This window comes from Brucella sp. NBRC 12953 (assembly GCF_040369775.1).
Lineage (GTDB): Bacteria > Pseudomonadota > Alphaproteobacteria > Rhizobiales > Rhizobiaceae > Brucella > Brucella pseudogrignonensis.
The window spans coordinates 228,606-246,137 of record NZ_BAABSV010000001.1; the positions used below are offsets into that span (position 1 = coordinate 228,606).

The following is a 17,532-nucleotide window of genomic DNA, read 5'->3' on the forward strand; positions in this document are numbered from 1 at the left end:
CCATTACCTTCGAGAGTGGGCCAAAGCCAATGAAGCCAAAATCGCCACCGGGGCTTTTATTACCAGGCAGTGAGGACCTGCAAAAGTTCCACGAACAACGCATCGCCATGTTGGAAAACATGGGCGGACCAGTCATTGCACTTCCAACAAAATATCCTGATGGCTATTTTGTTCCTCGACATAGTCATAGCCGTGCGCAGCTTTTATGCGCGTCACAGGGGGTGGTGCTGGTTACAACCGACGCAGGACGCTGGATGATCCCCGGTGATCACGCGATGTGGATTCCTGCAGGTGTCAAACATTCCGTCGAAATCGTTGGCGATGTGTTCATGCGCTCCATCTATATCGCTCTTGATGCAATTTCCGGTGTGCCAGACTATCTGCATGTGGTGGGGCTGACCGACCTGATGCGCTGTCTGATTATCGATGCAACCTCTGTCGATAGCATTCCCGAACCGGGAAGCCGCGATGCTTTGGTAATCGATCTCATTCTGAAAGACCTACACACCTTGCCGCAAAGGCCGCTGGGATTGCCATTTCCGGCAGACATACGCTTGCAAAAGCTGTGTCGGGAGTTCGTGACGAAGCCCTCGGCCCGCGCAACGATTGACGAATGGGCTGACCGTATGGCGATGAGTAGACGCTCATTTACCCGTCATTTTCAGCGAGAAACTGGTGTTAGCCTATCTGTCTGGCGGCAGCAGGCTTGCCTTTTTGCCGCTGTCCCACGCCTTACCGAAGGCGAAGCGGTTACAAGCGTGGCGCTTGATTTGGGCTACGATAGCGTTTCCGCCTTCACGACAATGTTTCGCCGTATGCTGGGTGTATCTCCGAAGTTCTATTTACCTCGTATGCAAACAGCCAACATCGAGGGCCACGAGAAGCTGTTATCGGGATTGGTAGCTCAATAATAACAATTGTCTCGGTGAGCAGAGAGCAGTATTAGAAGCCCATGTTGTTCCAACGTCGAAATCCGCCGAGCCGAAAAGAGCGCCTGAGGCTGCTCGTCTGGCCGCGCCGTTCCTTTGCTCGCTCATTCAAATATGGCGGCAAGCGAGTGCTGCGCATCACCGCCTCTCCACATGCGGTGGCTGCAGGCTTGGCCGTTGGCGTTTTTTCAGCTTTCACACCGTTTTTCGGATTTCACCTGATTATCGCAATCGTCCTGGCCTATTTTTTGGCTGGTAATATTGCCGCTGCAGCTCTTGGCACTACGCTTGCCAATCCGTTGACGCTTCCGTTTATCTGGGGAAGCACCTATGAGTTGGGCCGCTTTGTCATAAGCGGAGACCTGGAAAGCGCGCCGCCTTTACACCTGGGACATGCGCTTCAGACGATGAAATTCGGTGAAGTCTGGACGCCTCTGCTTAAGCCTATGTTGTTCGGATCGACGATTCTCGGTGCGGCTTTTGCGGTAGTCGCCTATTTCGTCACACGCTTTGCGGTAACTGCCTTTCGTCGGCGCCGGCTCGAGCGCCTTGCTGAGAAGCACAGTCTCTATCGGTCGCGGGAGCCGAAAAACATATGATCATTGGCATTGGCAGCGATCTGATTGATATACGCCGTATAGAGAAAACACTTGAAAAGCACGGCGATCGCTTCACCCAACGAGTATTTACCGAGATTGAACAGGCAAAATCCGACGGTCGTAAACAGCGTGCAGCCTCTTATGCAAAGCGTTTCGCTGCAAAAGAAGCCTGTTCAAAGGCGCTTGGTACCGGGCTTTCGAACGGTGTGTTCTGGCGGGATATGGGTGTCGTCAATACGCCTTCGGGCAAGCCGACGATGAAGCTTACGGGCGGAGCAGCAGAACAGTTGAAACGTATGCTGCCACAAGGCACGCGTGCTGCCATACATCTGACAATTACAGATGATTTTCCTCTCGCTCAGGCCTTCGTCATTATCGAAGCTCTTCCTTTAGCGGAATAATTGACGTTGCGGAAATGGTGAAAACTGGTTCCCCGACAAGGATATGAACGAAACAATTGCGATTGTGACAGGTAAACTCCTGCTCATAATCGTGCGAGAAACCGGTGATTGGATTGCCTCGGGCAATCTAAGCCGTTATTAGATCGCACATCGGCAAGCGGAGATACAATGAGCGTGTCCAGCAAAAGTGAGACTAAAAAATCGGGTGGCTTTGGCGAAACCATCAGCGTTATCGTGCAAGCACTGTTGCTGGCGCTGGTTATCCGTAGCCTGCTTTTCCAACCATTCAGTATTCCATCCGGCTCCATGCGCCCCACTTTGCTGGAAGGTGATTATCTGTTTGTGTCGAAATATGCCTACGGTTATTCGCGCTATTCGCTGCCTTTTGGTCTCGACCTTTTCTCAGGTCGTATCTGGGCCGCTGAGCCAAAACGTGGTGACGTTGTCGTCTTCAAGCTGCCAAGTGATACGAATGTCGATTACATCAAACGTGTGATCGGTCTGCCAGGTGATCGTGTGCAGATGCGAGGTGGTGTGCTTTACATCAACGATGTTGCGGTAAAGCGCGAACGCGTTGGCACCATCGATAATCCCGACGTGACGGAGGTCAATCGCCCGGTTGAAGTCTATCGCGAAACGCTGCCAAATGGTGTGACCTACGACACGCTTGATCTGGCGCCAAATTCCATTGGCGACGATACGCGCGTATTTGAGGTGCCAGCTGGCCATTATTTCATGATGGGTGACAACCGCGATAACTCGCTCGATAGCCGCTTTGGCGTCGGCTATGTGCCTTTTGAAAACCTTGTCGGTCGTGCAAACATCATCTTTTTTTCAATCGCCGATAAGTCAAGCCCGCTTGAAATCTGGAAATGGCCGTCTGATGTTCGTTTCAGCCGACTTATTTCATGGGTAAGTGGCGAGCCGCATACAGCTGTAACCGGAAACTAAAATGGTCTCCGCGAATAAAGCAGCAGAAATTCTGGAGGCGCGCACAGGATACCGTTTTCAAAATCTGAAACGGCTTGAACGTGCGCTCACCCATTCAAGTGTCCAGGCACCATCCCGTGCCAATTATGAACGCCTTGAGTTTCTTGGCGACCGCGTGCTTGGTCTCGTGGTAGCCGAAATGCTTTTTGAAGCATTTCCAGAGGCTCCAGAAGGCGAATTGTCGGTGCGCCTCAATGCGCTGGTCAATGCGGAAACCTGTGCCGCGATTGCGGACGAAATCGGGCTTGCCGATCTCATCCACACAGGTTCCGACATTAAATCGCTCAATGATAAGCGCTTGTTGAATGTGCGAGCGGATGTTGTCGAAGCGCTGATCGCCACGATGTATCTTGATGGTGGGCTGGAGGCTGCGCGCGGCTTCATAAAGCGCTACTGGCAGGAGCGTTCGCTTGAGACCGGAGCAGCTCGCCGTGATGCCAAGACTGAGTTGCAGGAATGGGCGCATCAGCAGGGCAATGTACATCCATCTTACAGCATTTTGAGCCGCAGTGGGCCGGACCACGACCCGCTTTTCACCGTTGAAGTGACAGTGAAAGGATTCGCACCCGAAACGGGTGAAGGTAGATCCAAGCGGATTGCCGAGCAAAGCGCTGCAGAAGCGATGCTTTATAGGGAATCTGTCTGGAAACGCGACACTTCCGGCTAATGCGGAAATCTGCATTCTTTTAAGCGAAATTCGGCTATAATCGGATCAATAGCGACAGTGGTGGGCTTGTCGCATGGGGCAGATTGGTTTTGGGCGAGGAGCCAGTCTCTGCCATCAATTTGAAATCGAGCAATTCCAGCGAAAGTGGGGACGGGACCGCGTCGGGAATTGCGCAAAACAAAATTGGAGTGCTTCCCACTTCTTGTGAAGTGGGTTGCTCCTAAAAGGATAAGCAATGAATAATCCGACGACGCCGACTTCCGGCGAAATTGAAACCGGGCAGACACGTTCTGGCTTTGTAGCGCTGATTGGGGCGCCAAACGCCGGAAAGTCCACGCTGGTTAACCAGTTGGTGGGAACCAAGGTTTCAATCGTCACGCATAAGGTACAGACCACGCGCGCGCTGGTTCGTGGTATCTTCATCGAGAACAATGCGCAGATCGTACTTGTCGATACACCCGGTATTTTCCGTCCAAAGCGCAGGCTGGACCGTGCGATGGTCACGACCGCATGGGGCGGCGCGAAAGATGCCGACATCATCCTCGTTCTACTGGATGCACAGGGTGGTCTCAACGAGAATGCAGAAGCGCTTCTGGAAAGCATGAAAAACGTGCGCCAGAAGAAGGTGCTGGTGCTCAACAAAGTTGATCGCGTTGATCCCCCGGTTCTGCTGGATCTGGCAAAGAAGGCCAATGAGCTTGTCACCTTTGATCAGACTTTCATGATCTCTGCGCTGAACGGTTCGGGCTGCAAGGATCTCGCAAAATTCCTGGCGGAAACCGTTCCAAATGGCCCTTGGTATTATCCGGAAGATCAGATTTCCGACATGCCGATGCGGCAGCTTGCAGCGGAAATCACCCGTGAAAAGCTGTATCTGCGCCTGCATGAAGAACTGCCTTATTCCTCGACGGTAGAAACCGAGCGCTGGGAAGAGCGTAAGGACGGCTCGGTACGTATCGAGCAGGTCATTTATGTCGAGCGCGAAAGCCAGAAGAAGATCGTACTTGGCCATAAGGGCGAAACGATCAAGGCTATCGGTCAGGCTGCGCGTAAAGAGATCAGCGAAATTCTTGAACAGAACGCGCATCTCTTTCTGTTTGTAAAAGTTCGCGAAAACTGGGGCAACGATCCTGAGCGTTATCGTGAAATGGGTCTGGACTTCCCGACTTAAGGTACATCTGGCTGCTCCATGGAATGGCGCGATGAAGGCATAGTTCTCGGCACACGACGACATGGCGAAACAAGCGCCATTGTCGAAGTGATGACCCGTGAACATGGGCGTCATATGGGCATGGTACGCGGCGGGCGCTCCCGCCGCATGCAGCCTCTCCTTCAGCCGGGCAATCATGTCGATCTATCATGGTGGGCAAGGCTTGATGAGCATATGGGCAGCTTTACCATTGAGCCGCTTGGCTTTGCGGCGGCGCGGCTCATTGAAACGCCCGTGGCGCTTTACGGTATTCAGCTTGCTGCCGCCCATCTGCGCTTATTGCCAGAGCGTGATTCCCATCGTGGCTTATACGAAACGCTCCGCCTCATTATCGAGCATTTTGACGATCCGCTCGCCTCAGGTGAACTATTGCTTCGGTTTGAAGTGATGATGCTTGAAGAACTCGGCTTTGGCCTGGACCTGAAAGAATGTGCCGCAACAGGTGTCCGTGAAAACCTGATCTATGTATCGCCCAAGTCAGGACGTGCGGTCTGCGGCGATGCCGGCGCTCCCTGGGCCGATAAAATGTTGCCGTTGCCTGCATTCGTCAACAGCACATCAGTGCGTCCGTCCTGCTATGACGACCTCAATGATGCATTCAGAATGACGGGCTTCTTCTTTTTGCGACATGTGTGGGAACCGCGCGCGCAAACGCCTCCCGATGCACGCGGGGGCTTTCTGAATGCGGTATCGCGAAGCATCAACCTGCAACAGGTAAGCTAAAGACTTCGCCCTCAAAAGTATCTTTTCCGCGCTCGATTGCCCTGATCGCTTCAATCATGCGACCGTTTCTCGTCAATATCTGATCCGCAAGTGCGATGAGTCGAATATTCGGGGTAGCTGATGGTGAAAGCTTTCGCAGCTTTTGTGCAAGAGCTACTTCATCCAGTGCCGGATTGAGCGCAAGTGCTATAATGTAAGCGCTTGCGGTAGAGCGTGAGACGCCAGCATAGCAGTGAATGAGCATTGGCCTGGAGCGCTCCCAATCCCTTGCGAAGGCCAGTATCTGGTGAACATGACTATCGTCAGGCATGATCAGCCCTTCGCGCGGCTCAACGATATCGTTGAAGGTAAGGCTAAGCCTCTTGGCTTGACTCGGCATCGATGGAAGATCGCTGCTGCTCAATGACAAGATGTGACTTGGGCGATGCAGAGCTATTTGGGCTTCAAGCTTCGAAAGCGGGCTGACCACAATATGCGTCATGGCTTATTTCTTTCGCGCCTGTTCCAATGTTGCAAAGCGCGCCAGAAAATCATTTTGAACGCTTTGTGTCGGACGGGGCGTCAGGTCTAGCCCTGACGGATCGAAACTGCGCGGACGGCCAAAATATTTGGTCGCTTCTGTTTCGCTGAAACCGGCAAGTCGTGTTGCCTCAAAAAAAGCTGCGACCTGATCGGCACGCTTGATCAGTTTTTTTAGAGACACGGAAATGGAAGCTGGCAGCGAAAACCGAACGTGAACTGCACTCTCAAGACGCGCTTCGATCAGTTTGTAATTCCCGCCCATCACAGCTTTGAAGGGCGAAATCATGTCGCCAATGACATATTCAGGCGCATCGTGCAGGAGCGTCAACATTTGCCATTCGATGCTCGCATCAGGCACAAGCCGGTTGAAAATCTGTTCAACCAGCAACGAGTGCTGGGCAACCGAATAGGCGTGTTCGCAGATGGTCTGCCCATTCCAGCGGGCGACACGCGCAAGACCATGCGCGATGTCTTCAATCTCTACATCAAGGGGCGATGGATCAAGAAGATCCAGTCTGCGGCCTGACAACATGCGCTGCCAGGCGCGATCTTTGCCCGATGACCGGTCAGCGGCTGCCATCAGGCTTTGTCCGCGTCGGCAGTCGGAAATGTGAAGCGTACATGCGGGGGAAGGGCGAGCGTAATTTCGGCCTCACCAGCTAGAATCGGTGTGCCGGAATCAAGCGCATCCTGCACCCGGTCAATGCGCACAAGCGCCAGACCGAGTTTGCCGGACGAACTGCCAAGGGTTCCGATATCGCGCCCACCGACCGTAACCGACGTACCCATTGCGGGCAGGGGCGCGTCAGATTTTGCCACGAGGACGCGTCGACGCGGCGTGCCGCGATGATGCATACGCGAGACGACTTCCTGCCCGATGAAGCAGCCTTTCGGGAAAGTCACGCCGCCAGTCTGATCGAAATTAATGTCGTGAGGAAACACATCATTATAGGCGAAGTCGGCTTCACCTTCGGCAATGCCATATTCAGCGCGAAGAGCAATCCATGCACTTTCATCGCTGATTTCACCGGCTTGTCCGTAAATGCGAATAACATTCAGCTCTTCAGGGAACCGGGTATCGCGCTTAATTGAATCGCTTTCTGAGGCAGCGGAATCATTCTGCCAGCAAACGCTCACAAGTGATTCTGGCAATTGGCTAATTTCTGCTTTGGCGCGCAGACGATAGAGCGTCATCCGCTTAGCAAAATCAGCTGCAATGCCAGCAGGCATGTCGAATCGCAGCCCGTCTTCAATGCGCGACACAAGGAAGTCGAACATGATCTTGCCCTGCGGTGTCAACAGCGCGCCGGGTTTCAGATCATCAACGCCAAGCTTGTCGAGATTGGTTGTGATCACGGCCTGCACGAATTTTTCCGCGTCTTCGCCTGTAATGTGAACCAGTGCTCTGTTGGAAAGATTGATCGTTTCCGCTACCGTCGCCATCGCTTCTTCCTTGCCTTTATAACCATCGTTACGTAAGCCGCATTGAAAAGGCTCGCAAGTCCCATTCAGCCAGCAGGAGACAACAATGGCCCAAACGTTCGACACAATCCTGAAAGGTGCAACCATCGTCAATCACGACGGTATAGGTCAGCTGGACATTGGTATTCGTAACGGGCGCATCGAGGCGATTGGCTCGCTTGCAGCAGGTTCTGCCGGTGAAGTCATCGATTGTACCGGTCTGCATATTTTGCCCGGCGTTGTTGACAGTCAGGTGCATTTTCGTGAGCCGGGGCTGGAGCACAAGGAAGATCTGGAAACAGGTTCGCTTGCTGCGGTTCTGGGTGGTGTGACATCGGTTTTCGAAATGCCGAACACCAAACCACTGACGACTTCCGCTGAAACGCTTGAAGACAAGATTCGCCGTGGCCGTCATCGTATGCATTGCGATTTTGCCTTCTGGGTCGGCGGAACGCGGGACAATGCAAAAGACGTTGCCGAGCTTGAGCGCCTGCCAGGTGCGGCTGGCATCAAGGTGTTCATGGGATCTTCGACAGGCAATCTGCTGGTTGAGGACGATGAAGGCGTCCGTTCGATCCTGAAAAATACGCGTCGCCGCGCCGCCTTCCATTCGGAAGACGAATTCCGCCTTAAGGAGCGCGAAAATCTCCGTGTTGAAGGCGATCCATCGAGCCATCCCGTCTGGCGCGATGTTACCACTGCACTGCAATGCACCGAACGCCTTGTCGGTATCGCCCGCGAAACCGGCGCACGTATTCACGTCCTGCATATCTCTACAGCCGAAGAAATCGATTTCCTTCAAGGTCACAAGGATGTGGCAACCTGTGAAGCCACTCCGCATCACCTTACGTTGTCGGCGGATGAATATGCGACGCTTGGCAATCTTATCCAGATGAACCCACCGGTGCGTGAAAAGCGCCATCGCGATGGTGTTTGGAAGGGCGTTGATCAGGGCATTATCGATGTACTCGGCTCCGACCATGCACCACATACGCTGGACGAAAAGCAGAAGTCTTACCCGGCTTCGCCGTCTGGAATGACCGGCGTTCAGACGCTGGTGCCAATCATGCTCGATCACGTCAATGCGGGTAAGCTTTCGCTGGAGCGCTTTGTCGATCTGTCGAGCCACGGCCCCAACCGCATTTTCGGTATGGCTCGCAAAGGTCGCATTGCTGTTGGCTATGATGCCGATCTCACCATCGTCGATATGAAACGCCGCGAAACCATCACGCATGAACAGGCTGGCTCAAAGGCTGGCTGGACGCCTTATCATGGCAAGACTGTCACTGGCTGGCCGGTTGGTACTTTCGTGCGCGGTATTAAAGTCATGTGGGAAGCGGAAATCGTCAATCCGAACAAGGGCGAGCCAGTCGAGTTTTTGGAAGCTTTGCCTCGTTCGTGAAAATAACTCCAAGAAACGGTGCCCCCATTCTTGGTTGAGGTGCAGGGTAGATAAAATGCTAAAGTGCGTCGCGTGAATGAGTTTAGACGCGATGCTCTTTACGAAGGGCACTTCATGGAGTGGCCTGATGTTCATTGTTAACCTGACATATATAAAGCCTCTGAATGAAGTTGAAAAACATATCGCTACACATCGGGAGTTTCTCGATAGGCAGTATGCAAGTGGGGCGTTTCTGGCATCCGGACCGAAGAATCCGCGGGATGGAGGTATCATTCTTGCGAGTGGAAGCATAACCCGGGATGAGCTTGAAACGATCCTGGCTCACGATCCTTTCAAGAATCAGGGGCTTGCGGAGTATCAAATCACCGAATTTGCGCCGGTGAAGCACACAGCCGCTTGGGCTGATAATCTTTAGATTAATTTCAGAGTTTGTAGTTGGCGCAATCTGTCCCATCTTTGTCCGAAGTTAATCTTTCGGCCTGAATTGTCGGGAGTATTGTGTTCTTGTATAAATTTACAAGGAGCACAAAATGTCCGCCAACGACACAGCCTTGCTGGTTATCGATGTTCAGGAATCTTTTCGGCATCGACCTTACTATCGAGAAGAAGAGGTTGCCGCTTACATTGAGCGGCAGCAGGCTTTGATTGACGGTGCCAAGCGCAAAGGCATTCCGGTCGTGCAAATCTTTCATGTTGAGAATGAGGGACCGTTTTCGGAGGCATCAGGTCTTGTGAAGGCGCTTGCACCGATCAGGATCGAGCCGGATGCCGTTTTCCGTAAGCGTCGCCATAGCGCATTGGTGGGCTCGGGTCTCGATGTCTGGCTGATTTCTAACAACATCAAACGGGTTATCGTTTCAGGTATCCGCACCGAGCAGTGCTGCGAGACCACCACGCGTCATGCATCTGACCTTGGCTTTGATGTCGATTATGTCGGCGAAGCCACGCTGACTTTCCCCATGACTGACATAAGTGGTAACGTGTGGAGTGCTGCGGAAATTCGCGCGCGTACCGAGCTGGTACTTGCGGATCGCTTTGCAAGGATAACAACGGTGGAACAGGCTCTTGCAGGCAGCGCAGAACGGAAAGCTGCATGAACCAAACCGTCGACAGCCATAAAACTGTCCGGGTCTTTGTCGTCATTCCGCCGCGCACGCTTTTGCTTGACGTGGCGGGGCCGATGGAGGTTTTGCGCAAGGCTAATCTGGAGCAAAATAGGGTGCAGTTTGAAGTGACGTTTATCGGGCCTTCCGAAACGACGCTCAGCTCCATCGGTCTCACGCTTGCCAATATTGAGCCTCTACCCGATCACCTGCCAGATGATGCGCTTGTGGTGATATCCGGCTCGGCTGACATCCCGCTTGGGTCTGCTGTCGTTAATCGCGACGAAGATATAGCGCTTGAAACGCAAATCGTGAGCTGGATGCGTCGTACGATCCGTCCGGGTATCAAATTGGTTTCAATCTGTTCTGGTGCACTTCTAGCAGCACGCGCGGGTTTGCTTGAGGGGTATGACTGCACCACGCATCATATGGCGATTGATGAGCTGCATCGACTCGCACCGACCGCCCATGTTCTGCAAAACCGTTTGTTTGTGGAGGATCGCGACAGGCTGACCAGTGCGGGCATTACTGCCGGAATTGATCTAATGCTGCATATTCTGGCCGAGATGGCAGGGCATGCACTGGCTCTATCAGTGGCGCGTTATCTTGTGGTTTATCTGCGTCGCAGCGGTGGCGATCCGCAGCTTTCGCCATGGCTTGAAGGCCGCAATCACATGCATCCTGTGGTGCATCGTGCGCAGGATGCTGTGGCTGCAAATCCGGCTGAAAACTGGTCTGTCGAGAAACTCGCTGAAGCCAGCGGGGCAAGCCCGCGCAATCTTTCACGCCTGTTCAATGAACATGCAGGCATGAGCGTGATTGATTATGCCAATCGGCTGAAAATAAGCCTTGCTCGCGAAATGCTGCTGAATTCGGCTCTCGATATGGAGAATATTGCTGAGCGAGCAGGGTTCGCGTCAGCAAGACAGTTCCGCAGAGTGTGGGAGCGGATATACAATACGCCGCCTAGTCGTATGCGGGTATTTGCGACGGATAACTCTGCCTACTGAAGAACACGATCCTGCAGGAAGGTGCCTGCAATAATCTGTTCGCGCATTTTCTCGATAAGTTCGAGTGCGCTGTCTTCGCCTGTTGAACGCATAAGTTCTGTAAGGGCTGTCGTGAAAGCAGCTTCCGCCAGAATTTCTGGCTCAATTCCTTCGGAAATGCCGTCTGCCCAGGCTTCATTCTGGTATTCAATCGCAACAAGCTTCTTTTCGCGGGCGATCATCTCGTCCAGATCTGCTGGCATATATTCCATAGACTTCATCCCGGCTTGCGCCCTTCTTGCTGTATCAGCTGATTTCTCACCATTGGGAGCACAATCACCTGCAGCCTGACTGTCACGTTTAAGACAGTGTTAACAGATTAAAGCGGATTTGAATGAGGCAATTTCTGCCCATCCGCACAAGACTGAATAATTGGTTAATTCCCATAGCGCGAGATAAGCTCGTTGGACAAGCTTTCTCCTTCCTTCATGTACCGATCAATCGCCGCAAGAGCCGAGGGTGTGCAACGAACATAATTGTCGCTGAAAACGCGGTATCCATGGTTGAAGCTTGAAACAAGACGCACTCGCTCGGCTTCATCGGGCTTTTCGGCAGCAATTATGGCATCCATGCGCTCGCGCCATTCGTTGCTGGTTTCTCCGCAAAGGTTGCGCAGATAGTGAAGCGAGCCAAGCACTTCCGCAATTCTGAGCATTTTGCCCTCATAAGGAGCATCCTGGGCAGAAAGGGCCGGGGACAGAATGCCCAGCCAGAATGCTATCACCAATATGGAAAGCCGTTTTTCCTGCAATATACGCCCCTCTGAAGAAAGAAATTCCTGAATGAGAAACGGGGCCACTTCAAGGCGATACGGAATGCGCGCCTGAAGCATCCTCAATTTCAGCGACAGAGCGCGCCACATCCAGCGTACTATCCGTCACATTTGCATGGGCCATTTCTTCGATGCTGAGCCAGTGTATTGCGGCTGCATCGTCACCGGCCTGTTCCTCGCCTGAAATCTCAAACGCACGATAGACTGACAGGAAGTAGCTCTTTGAATAGGCATTGCCTTCGAGTGCCAGATCAACTGTGATAACATGGCGGAGAGAACCCGCATCCAGTGCAGTTTCTTCTTTCAGTTCTCGAATGGCAGCTTCTTCCGGCGTTTCCCCAGCTTCGATACTGCCTCCCGGAAAAGCCAGCCAGCCTTTCCATGGTTCCTTGCCGCGTTCGACCAGCAAGAAGCGGCCATCACGGCGACATATGAGAGAAACACCGTGTATCTGAACGGGGGCAGGGATGACGGGAACTGTAACCATGCACAAGCTATGATGCGGCAAACCGCTTTTGGCAACAGCAAAGCCCGCTTGACGATTACCTCAAAAGTCTGAACATGGCCGCTATGTGTGGACGTTTTTCTCTGACTGCCAGCCGCGAAGAAGTTGAAGCCCTGCTCGGTGCTATGATCGAGGAGGATTTTCCTCCGCGCTACAATATTGCACCAACGCAGCCGATACTCTCTATTCTGGCAGGCGAAACGCCGCCTCCAGGAAGCAACAGGCCCGACCGTATCGGCATGTTGGTGCGCTGGGGGTTTGTGCCGTCGTGGGTCAAGGATCCCAACGACTGGAATCTTGTCTTCAACATTCGTTCTGAAACGGCGGCCGAGAAAAATTCTTTCCGTGCGGCACTCAATCATCGGCGTGCGCTGATTCCCGCTTCCGGCTTTTACGAATGGCGGCGCGAGGGAAAGAACAAAGCGCAGGCTTATTGGATCAGGCCGCGCAACGGCGGTATTGTGGCTTTTGGTGCGCTCGTTGAAACATGGAGCAGCGCTGACGGCTCGCAAATCGATACAGCGGGTATTCTGACCACAAGTGCAAACGGATTTCTCCGTCCCATCCACGAGCGTATGCCGGTGGTGGTGAAGCCAGAGGATTATGCCCGCTGGCTTAACTGCAAGACCCTGCTTCCGCGAGAGGTGGCCGACATCATGCGGCCAGTTCAGGATGACTTTTTTGAAGCCATTCCGGTGTCGGACAAGGTCAACAAAGTTACCAATACCTCTCCTGACGTTCAGGCGAGAGTAGAGGAAAATCTTGTGGCGCTATCACTGGATCAGGCCAAAAGAAAGAAAAAGCCTGGGCCGGGTGATGAGCCCGACGGTCAGCTTTCCATGTTCTGACGAGCCGGACGCTGACGACGCGATGAAGCGGATCAGCCTGTCTTTTTGACTGCCAGAATTGAGCGGCGCGTATTGTCGTTGCGACCTTTGCTTTCGCGATTGGTCTTGCTCATCAACGCTGCAACCAGCACAGCCGGTCCGATTTCGCGGTACTGGTCAATGAGCTTGTCTTGTCGTGGTTGCAGTTCATTTTTAGGCATTGGTCCATCCTCTTCCAAATTACACTCACCATTTTGTGATTGATTGGGACGGAATGAAGGCTGTTTAGAGCCGGTTTTGAGGAATTCCGGTTAACATCAACGGGATAAGGATGAAGGGGGAGTGGGGTTGCCGAAATGCAACAGCGATTTTGACGAGGCCGGCTTCATATAAGCCTGTCAGGCACTCCAGCTTCACCAGTCTGAGGGAAATACTTTATTTCTATTGAACTTTTTCAAAAGCTCTTGACGTGATTGAGGTCGAGAGAGATAAGTAGCGTCATGAAAACGCCGACCACGATCATTTGTACTGGTTCGATTATTATTGGCTAGCAGCTTGCTGGCCCGGCCGTTTTCGTCTCCCCTACCATGAAACAGGATGATAACGCCCCGGCCAGACGGCTGCGGTCTTTCGTGCCCGTATTTTCAGGTCCTTTGGGGAAATAAAATGGCTGATGCGCCGCAACTACGCCTATACAATACTGCCACTCGCACGAAGGAGGATTTCACCCCCATCGATGCAAATAATGTGCGCATGTATGTCTGCGGACCGACCGTTTATGACTTCGCCCATATCGGCAACGCACGTCCGGTTATCGTCTTTGACGTTCTTTTCCGCCTGCTGCGCCATTTCTATGGCACGGAAAAAGTCACTTATGCGCGTAACATCACCGATGTTGACGACAAGATCAACGCGCGTGCTGCTACTGAATATCCCAACCTTCCGCTCAATGAAGCAATCCGCCGGGTGACCGAAGGCACAAACAACCAGTTTCAAGCTGATATCAAGGCTCTGGCAAATCTGGAGCCGTCGAGCCAGCCGCGTGCAACCGAGCATCTCGACGACATGCGTAATATTATTGAGAAGCTGATCGAGCGCGGCGTTGCCTATGTTGCAGATGAGCATGTGCTGTTTTCCCCGTCAGCGATGAACGCTTTGGGTGGGGCACGCTATGGCGCGCTTTCCCACCGTCCATTCGATGAGATGCTGGCCGGCGCTCGCGTCGATGTTGCATCCTATAAGCGCGATGAAATGGATTTTGTGCTGTGGAAGCCATCGCGCAATGGTGAACCCGGTTGGCCTTCACCGGCAGGTATTGAAACGCTTGGTCGCCCCGGCTGGCATATCGAGTGCTCGGCCATGTCTATGGCCAAGCTGCTGGCGCCTTTTGGCGGCGGTTTGAAGTGTGATGATCCGTATAAGAACCAGTTTGACATTCATGGCGGTGGCATCGATCTGGTGTTCCCGCATCATGAAAACGAGCTTGCGCAATCATGCTGCGCATTCGGAACTGAGCGTATGGCCAACATCTGGATGCATAATGGTTTCCTTCAGGTTGAAGGGCAGAAGATGTCGAAGTCGCTTGGCAACTTCATAACCATTCGCAATGTGCTGAACGATGGTTTGCCGCAGCTTGGTGTCTGGGATGACAAGGATGCTCGCGATCGCTGGGTCGGTCTGGCTGCTCGTCTTTCTATGCTGCAAACGCATTACCGCGAGCCGATCAACTGGACGGCGCAGCGTCTGGCAGAATCTGCCGAAGAGCTGCATCGGTGGTATGGTTTGTTGCGCGATGCAGACTTTGCTGCGCCTTCTGCACTTTCCGTTGTTGAAGAAGTCGCTGACGCATTGTCGGACGATCTCAACACCTGGTCTGCTATCACGGCTCTACGCAAAGCATTCAAGGCCAAGGACGTTGCAGCTTTGGGCGAGGGCATGGCGCTATTAGGCTTGCTCGACCCTTACTTTGTGACAGCACAGGATGTGCCGGTATTTGCAAAGGCAGATGTTGATACAGCTGCAATCGATGCATTGATTGCCGAGCGCCTGAATTTCATAGCTGGCAAGAACTGGGCAGAAGCAGATCGTATTCGCGATGAACTTCTGGCGCAGGGCGTGCAGTTGAAGGACGGCAAACATCCTGACACCGGCGAACGCATCACGACATGGGAAGTGGTAAGCTGACGATCGTTTAGTTTCTGGGAGGAAGCCATGACGCTTGATAATAAGCCGCTCTATAGCGGGGGATGCCAGTGTGGTGCGGTGCGCTTTCGGGTTGAAGGCGCACTCGGCTCGGCTTCGATCTGTCATTGTCGCATGTGCCAGAAGGCCTTTGGCAATTTCTATGCGCCGCTGGTCTCGGTGGGTGAAGCAAAGCTTATCTGGACTCGCGATGAGCCAAAGCGTTTTCAGTCGTCGAATCACGTCAAGCGTGGGTTCTGTGCTGAATGCGGAACTCCGCTGACTTACGAGGCGCCGGATGGTGTGGCGCTTTCCATAGGCACTTTCGATGCGCCGGAAGAGATTGAACCCACAATTCAATGGGGTGTCGAAGTCAAGCTTCCCTATGTCGACGACCTCGCAAAACTGCCCGGTTTCGAGACCGAACGAGATCCGGAAAGTATCGAGTTTGTGAGAACCATGGTGTCCTACCAGCACCCCGACCACGATACTGAGAACTGAAAAGCCATAAATTATAACGGCATCACCCACCGACAGGCAGGCAAAATGGCACGCGAACGCATCTATATCTACGACACGACCTTGCGGGACGGACAGCAGACTCCCGGCATTGACTTCTCTGTCGAAGACAAAAAAGCGATTGTCATTCTGCTTGAAGAACTGGGTGTCGATTATGTGGAAGGCGGCTATCCGGGTGCAAATCCAACGGATACGGCCTTCTTCAAGAAGCGGCAGACCTTACGGGCCAAGTTTGCAGCTTTTGGCATGACCAAGCGTGCAGGCGTTTCGGCATCGAATGATCCGGGATTGACTGCACTTCTGCAGGCTTCGAGCGATGCAGTCTGTTTCGTTGCCAAAAGCTGGGATTACCATGTGCGGATCGCTCTCGGTTGCACCAATGAGGAAAATCTGGAATCGATTACTGCATCGGTGACAGCTGTTCGTATGGCTGGTCGTGAGGCGCTGGTTGATTGCGAGCATTTCTTCGATGGATACAAAGCCAACCCTGAATATGCATTGTCTTGTGCGAAGGCTGCCTATGAGGCAGGCGCTCGTTGGGTCGTGCTTTGCGATACCAATGGCGGAACACAGCCATCGGAAGTGGCTGAAATCATCAATGCGGTCAAAACTGTTGTTCCGGGCGAAAGCCTTGGCATTCATGCTCACAACGATACCGAGCAGGCCGTCGCCGTTTCGCTTGCCGCAATCGATGCAGGTGTGCGGCACGTGCAGGGAACACTGAATGGGATCGGTGAGCGTTGCGGTAATGCGAACCTCGTTTCTCTTATTCCGACACTGGCATTGAAGCCTTATTGGGCTGATCGCTTTGAACTTGGTGTCAAGCCTGATGCGCTGAAAGCAATCACCCGCATTTCACGCGCCTTCGATGATATTCTGAATCGTGCGCCGACCGAGCAGGCGCCCTATACAGGTACGTCCGCCTTTGCGACCAAGGCAGGCATTCATGCCTCAGCACTGCTTAAAGACCCGCAGACTTATGAGCACGTTCCGCCTGAAACCGTTGGCAATCGCCGTCGCGTCATGGTTTCGGATCAGGGTGGTAAGTCGAACTTTATCGCCGAACTGGAGCGTCGCGGCATTCGCGTTGCCAAGGACGATGTGCGACTGGATACGTTGATTGCGCTGGTCAAAGAGCGCGAAGCAGAAGGCTATGCTTATGAAGGTGCTGATGCGAGTTTCGAGCTGTTGGCGAGAGCCATGCTCAACCCGCAGCCAGAATTCTTCAAAGTCGACTCTTTCCGCTGTCTTGTTGAACGTCGGTTCGATGCCAATGGTTCATTGAAAACTGTTTCGGAAGCCGTGGTGAAGGTCGAAGTCGACGGTGAAATGCATATGTCGGTTGCCGAAGGTCATGGTCCGGTCAACGCTCTCGATATTGCGCTGCGCAAGGATCTTGGCCGCTATCAGGATGAAATCGAAGATCTCGAACTGGTGGATTTCAAGGTGCGTATCCTCAATGGTGGTACGGCAGCTATCACCCGCGTTTTGATTGAATCCGGTGATGCCACGGGCGCTCGTTGGCGCACGGTTGGTGTCTCCGACAATATCATCGATGCATCATTTCAGGCGCTGATGGATTCGGTCAATTATAAATTGATGAAAAACCGTTCTTTAGCTGGTCTGGTGGCTGCTGAATAAGCCGCTTCTTTCACGAAGATTGATGCTTTGA

22 protein-coding genes are annotated in these 17,532 nt (G+C 53.1%); 15 read left to right on the plus strand and 7 right to left on the minus strand.

The window, feature by feature from the left end; all coding sequences use genetic code 11:
• Positions 1-29: 29 nt before the first annotated feature.
• From ABWV94_RS01135 to recO, 7 genes are all read left to right on the plus strand, one after another.
• Complete coding sequence (locus ABWV94_RS01135; protein WP_064320380.1) at positions 30-911, plus strand: AraC family transcriptional regulator; 882 nt, start codon at positions 30-32, stop codon at positions 909-911.
• 41 nt (positions 912-952) lie between these two features.
• Positions 953-1,528: a type IV secretion system effector BspA gene (gene bspA / locus ABWV94_RS01140; RefSeq protein ID WP_039859616.1), complete on the plus strand. Its 576-nt coding sequence runs from the start codon at positions 953-955 to the stop codon at positions 1,526-1,528.
• Positions 1,525-1,929, plus strand: coding sequence for a holo-ACP synthase (acpS, locus tag ABWV94_RS01145; protein WP_064320381.1), 405 nt, complete (start codon positions 1,525-1,527; stop codon positions 1,927-1,929). The genes bspA and acpS overlap by 4 nt, the downstream gene beginning before the upstream one ends.
• A gap of 168 nt (positions 1,930-2,097) precedes the next feature.
• The gene (lepB, locus tag ABWV94_RS01150) at positions 2,098-2,880 is read left to right on the plus strand and encodes a signal peptidase I (protein WP_007874290.1); all 783 of its coding nucleotides are present in this window, start codon (positions 2,098-2,100) and stop codon (positions 2,878-2,880) included.
• 1 nt (position 2,881) lies between these two features.
• Positions 2,882-3,586 (plus strand): ribonuclease III, encoded by a 705-nt coding sequence (gene rnc / locus ABWV94_RS01155; RefSeq protein ID WP_007874291.1) that lies wholly within the window; start codon positions 2,882-2,884, stop codon positions 3,584-3,586.
• A 235-nt stretch (positions 3,587-3,821) separates the two neighbouring features.
• The gene (era, locus tag ABWV94_RS01160; RefSeq protein WP_007874292.1) at positions 3,822-4,757 is read left to right on the plus strand and encodes a GTPase Era; all 936 of its coding nucleotides are present in this window, start codon (positions 3,822-3,824) and stop codon (positions 4,755-4,757) included.
• Between the two features lie 18 nt (positions 4,758-4,775).
• Positions 4,776-5,519: a DNA repair protein RecO gene (gene recO / locus ABWV94_RS01165; protein WP_064320384.1), complete on the plus strand. Its 744-nt coding sequence runs from the start codon at positions 4,776-4,778 to the stop codon at positions 5,517-5,519.
• On the opposite strand, the gene ABWV94_RS01170 is transcribed toward recO, so the two are convergent.
• From ABWV94_RS01170 to ygfZ, 3 genes are read right to left on the minus strand one after another with little or no spacing between them, the layout of a single operon-like run.
• On the minus strand, positions 5,497-6,000 hold the full coding sequence (locus ABWV94_RS01170; protein ID WP_113498211.1) for a tyrosine phosphatase family protein: 504 nt from the start codon (positions 5,998-6,000) through the stop codon (positions 5,497-5,499). The genes recO and ABWV94_RS01170 overlap by 23 nt on opposite strands.
• A gap of 3 nt (positions 6,001-6,003) precedes the next feature.
• Entirely contained in the window at positions 6,004-6,621 is a 618-nt protein-coding gene (locus ABWV94_RS01175; protein ID WP_353412485.1) for a YfbR-like 5'-deoxynucleotidase, read from the minus strand.
• Positions 6,621-7,484: a CAF17-like 4Fe-4S cluster assembly/insertion protein YgfZ gene (gene ygfZ / locus ABWV94_RS01180; RefSeq protein WP_113498209.1), complete on the minus strand. Its 864-nt coding sequence runs from the start codon at positions 7,482-7,484 to the stop codon at positions 6,621-6,623. Before ygfZ ends, ABWV94_RS01175 begins: the two co-directional genes overlap by 1 nt.
• Before the next feature lie 85 nt (positions 7,485-7,569).
• Between ygfZ and ABWV94_RS01185 the strand changes: the two genes are divergently transcribed.
• The 4 genes from ABWV94_RS01185 (at position 7,570) to ABWV94_RS01200 (ending at position 11,017) form a co-directional block, all read left to right on the plus strand.
• A complete protein-coding gene (locus ABWV94_RS01185; RefSeq protein ID WP_113498207.1) occupies positions 7,570-8,904 on the plus strand; it encodes a dihydroorotase in 1,335 nt (444 codons plus the stop codon).
• 127 nt (positions 8,905-9,031) lie between these two features.
• A complete protein-coding gene (locus ABWV94_RS01190; protein ID WP_113498414.1) occupies positions 9,032-9,319 on the plus strand; it encodes a YciI family protein in 288 nt (95 codons plus the stop codon).
• A 115-nt stretch (positions 9,320-9,434) separates the two neighbouring features.
• Positions 9,435-10,001 carry an isochorismatase family protein gene (locus ABWV94_RS01195; protein ID WP_113498205.1) on the plus strand — a complete coding sequence of 189 codons (567 nt, stop codon included), beginning with the start codon at positions 9,435-9,437 and terminating at the stop codon, positions 9,999-10,001.
• Positions 9,998-11,017, plus strand: coding sequence for a GlxA family transcriptional regulator (locus tag ABWV94_RS01200; RefSeq protein ID WP_113498203.1), 1,020 nt, complete (start codon positions 9,998-10,000; stop codon positions 11,015-11,017). Before ABWV94_RS01195 ends, ABWV94_RS01200 begins: the two co-directional genes overlap by 4 nt.
• On the opposite strand, the gene ABWV94_RS01205 is transcribed toward ABWV94_RS01200, so the two are convergent.
• From ABWV94_RS01205 to ABWV94_RS01215, 3 genes are all read right to left on the minus strand, one after another.
• The gene (locus tag ABWV94_RS01205; RefSeq protein WP_171379961.1) at positions 11,011-11,268 is read right to left on the minus strand and encodes a hypothetical protein; all 258 of its coding nucleotides are present in this window, start codon (positions 11,266-11,268) and stop codon (positions 11,011-11,013) included. The two genes, ABWV94_RS01200 and ABWV94_RS01205, sit on opposite strands and share 7 nt — an antisense overlap.
• A 164-nt stretch (positions 11,269-11,432) precedes the next feature.
• Positions 11,433-11,810, minus strand: a complete 378-nt coding sequence (locus ABWV94_RS01210; protein ID WP_079212554.1) for a TIGR02301 family protein — start codon at positions 11,808-11,810, stop codon at positions 11,433-11,435.
• Between the two features lie 46 nt (positions 11,811-11,856).
• Positions 11,857-12,315, minus strand: a complete 459-nt coding sequence (locus tag ABWV94_RS01215) for an NUDIX hydrolase (RefSeq protein ID WP_113498201.1) — start codon at positions 12,313-12,315, stop codon at positions 11,857-11,859.
• An 83-nt stretch (positions 12,316-12,398) separates the two neighbouring features.
• Here ABWV94_RS01215 and ABWV94_RS01220 point away from each other — a divergent pair, with 83 nt between their 5' ends.
• A complete protein-coding gene (locus ABWV94_RS01220) occupies positions 12,399-13,181 on the plus strand; it encodes an SOS response-associated peptidase (RefSeq protein WP_079211701.1) in 783 nt (260 codons plus the stop codon).
• A gap of 32 nt (positions 13,182-13,213) precedes the next feature.
• Here ABWV94_RS01220 and ABWV94_RS01225 read toward each other — a convergent pair whose 3' ends face one another.
• The gene (locus tag ABWV94_RS01225) at positions 13,214-13,381 is read right to left on the minus strand and encodes a hypothetical protein (protein WP_007874312.1); all 168 of its coding nucleotides are present in this window, start codon (positions 13,379-13,381) and stop codon (positions 13,214-13,216) included.
• A gap of 445 nt (positions 13,382-13,826) precedes the next feature.
• Between ABWV94_RS01225 and cysS the strand changes: the two genes are divergently transcribed.
• From cysS to cimA, 3 genes are read left to right on the plus strand one after another with little or no spacing between them, the layout of a single operon-like run.
• On the plus strand, positions 13,827-15,344 hold the full coding sequence (gene cysS / locus ABWV94_RS01230; protein WP_113498199.1) for a cysteine--tRNA ligase: 1,518 nt from the start codon (positions 13,827-13,829) through the stop codon (positions 15,342-15,344).
• 27 nt (positions 15,345-15,371) lie between these two features.
• Positions 15,372-15,842 (plus strand): GFA family protein, encoded by a 471-nt coding sequence (locus tag ABWV94_RS01235; RefSeq protein ID WP_353412489.1) that lies wholly within the window; start codon positions 15,372-15,374, stop codon positions 15,840-15,842.
• Positions 15,843-15,887: 45 nt separating this feature from the next.
• Complete coding sequence (gene cimA, locus ABWV94_RS01240; protein WP_113498197.1) at positions 15,888-17,501, plus strand: citramalate synthase; 1,614 nt, start codon at positions 15,888-15,890, stop codon at positions 17,499-17,501.
• The last annotated feature ends 31 nt before the right edge of the window (positions 17,502-17,532 follow it).

What these genes read in the sequence shown, in the direction of transcription:
- ABWV94_RS01135 (WP_064320380.1), top strand. Translation starts at nt 30, where the DNA reads ATGAAGCCAAAATCGCCACCGGGGCTTTTATTACCAGGCAGTGAGGAC.
- bspA (WP_039859616.1), top strand. Translation starts at nt 953, where the DNA reads ATGTTGTTCCAACGTCGAAATCCGCCGAGCCGAAAAGAGCGCCTGAGG.
- acpS (WP_064320381.1), top strand. Translation starts at nt 1,525, where the DNA reads ATGATCATTGGCATTGGCAGCGATCTGATTGATATACGCCGTATAGAG.
- lepB (WP_007874290.1), top strand. Translation starts at nt 2,098, where the DNA reads ATGAGCGTGTCCAGCAAAAGTGAGACTAAAAAATCGGGTGGCTTTGGC.
- rnc (WP_007874291.1), top strand. Translation starts at nt 2,882, where the DNA reads ATGGTCTCCGCGAATAAAGCAGCAGAAATTCTGGAGGCGCGCACAGGA.
- era (WP_007874292.1), top strand. Translation starts at nt 3,822, where the DNA reads ATGAATAATCCGACGACGCCGACTTCCGGCGAAATTGAAACCGGGCAG.
- recO (WP_064320384.1), top strand. Translation starts at nt 4,776, where the DNA reads ATGGAATGGCGCGATGAAGGCATAGTTCTCGGCACACGACGACATGGC.
- ABWV94_RS01170 (WP_113498211.1), bottom strand. Translation starts at nt 6,000, where the DNA reads ATGACGCATATTGTGGTCAGCCCGCTTTCGAAGCTTGAAGCCCAAATA.
- ABWV94_RS01175 (WP_353412485.1), bottom strand. Translation starts at nt 6,621, where the DNA reads ATGGCAGCCGCTGACCGGTCATCGGGCAAAGATCGCGCCTGGCAGCGC.
- ygfZ (WP_113498209.1), bottom strand. Translation starts at nt 7,484, where the DNA reads ATGGCGACGGTAGCGGAAACGATCAATCTTTCCAACAGAGCACTGGTT.
- ABWV94_RS01185 (WP_113498207.1), top strand. Translation starts at nt 7,570, where the DNA reads ATGGCCCAAACGTTCGACACAATCCTGAAAGGTGCAACCATCGTCAAT.
- ABWV94_RS01190 (WP_113498414.1), top strand. Translation starts at nt 9,032, where the DNA reads ATGTTCATTGTTAACCTGACATATATAAAGCCTCTGAATGAAGTTGAA.
- ABWV94_RS01195 (WP_113498205.1), top strand. Translation starts at nt 9,435, where the DNA reads ATGTCCGCCAACGACACAGCCTTGCTGGTTATCGATGTTCAGGAATCT.
- ABWV94_RS01200 (WP_113498203.1), top strand. Translation starts at nt 9,998, where the DNA reads ATGAACCAAACCGTCGACAGCCATAAAACTGTCCGGGTCTTTGTCGTC.
- ABWV94_RS01205 (WP_171379961.1), bottom strand. Translation starts at nt 11,268, where the DNA reads ATGGAATATATGCCAGCAGATCTGGACGAGATGATCGCCCGCGAAAAG.
- ABWV94_RS01215 (WP_113498201.1), bottom strand. Translation starts at nt 12,315, where the DNA reads ATGGTTACAGTTCCCGTCATCCCTGCCCCCGTTCAGATACACGGTGTT.
- ABWV94_RS01220 (WP_079211701.1), top strand. Translation starts at nt 12,399, where the DNA reads ATGTGTGGACGTTTTTCTCTGACTGCCAGCCGCGAAGAAGTTGAAGCC.
- ABWV94_RS01225 (WP_007874312.1), bottom strand. Translation starts at nt 13,381, where the DNA reads ATGCCTAAAAATGAACTGCAACCACGACAAGACAAGCTCATTGACCAG.
- cysS (WP_113498199.1), top strand. Translation starts at nt 13,827, where the DNA reads ATGGCTGATGCGCCGCAACTACGCCTATACAATACTGCCACTCGCACG.
- ABWV94_RS01235 (WP_353412489.1), top strand. Translation starts at nt 15,372, where the DNA reads ATGACGCTTGATAATAAGCCGCTCTATAGCGGGGGATGCCAGTGTGGT.
- cimA (WP_113498197.1), top strand. Translation starts at nt 15,888, where the DNA reads ATGGCACGCGAACGCATCTATATCTACGACACGACCTTGCGGGACGGA.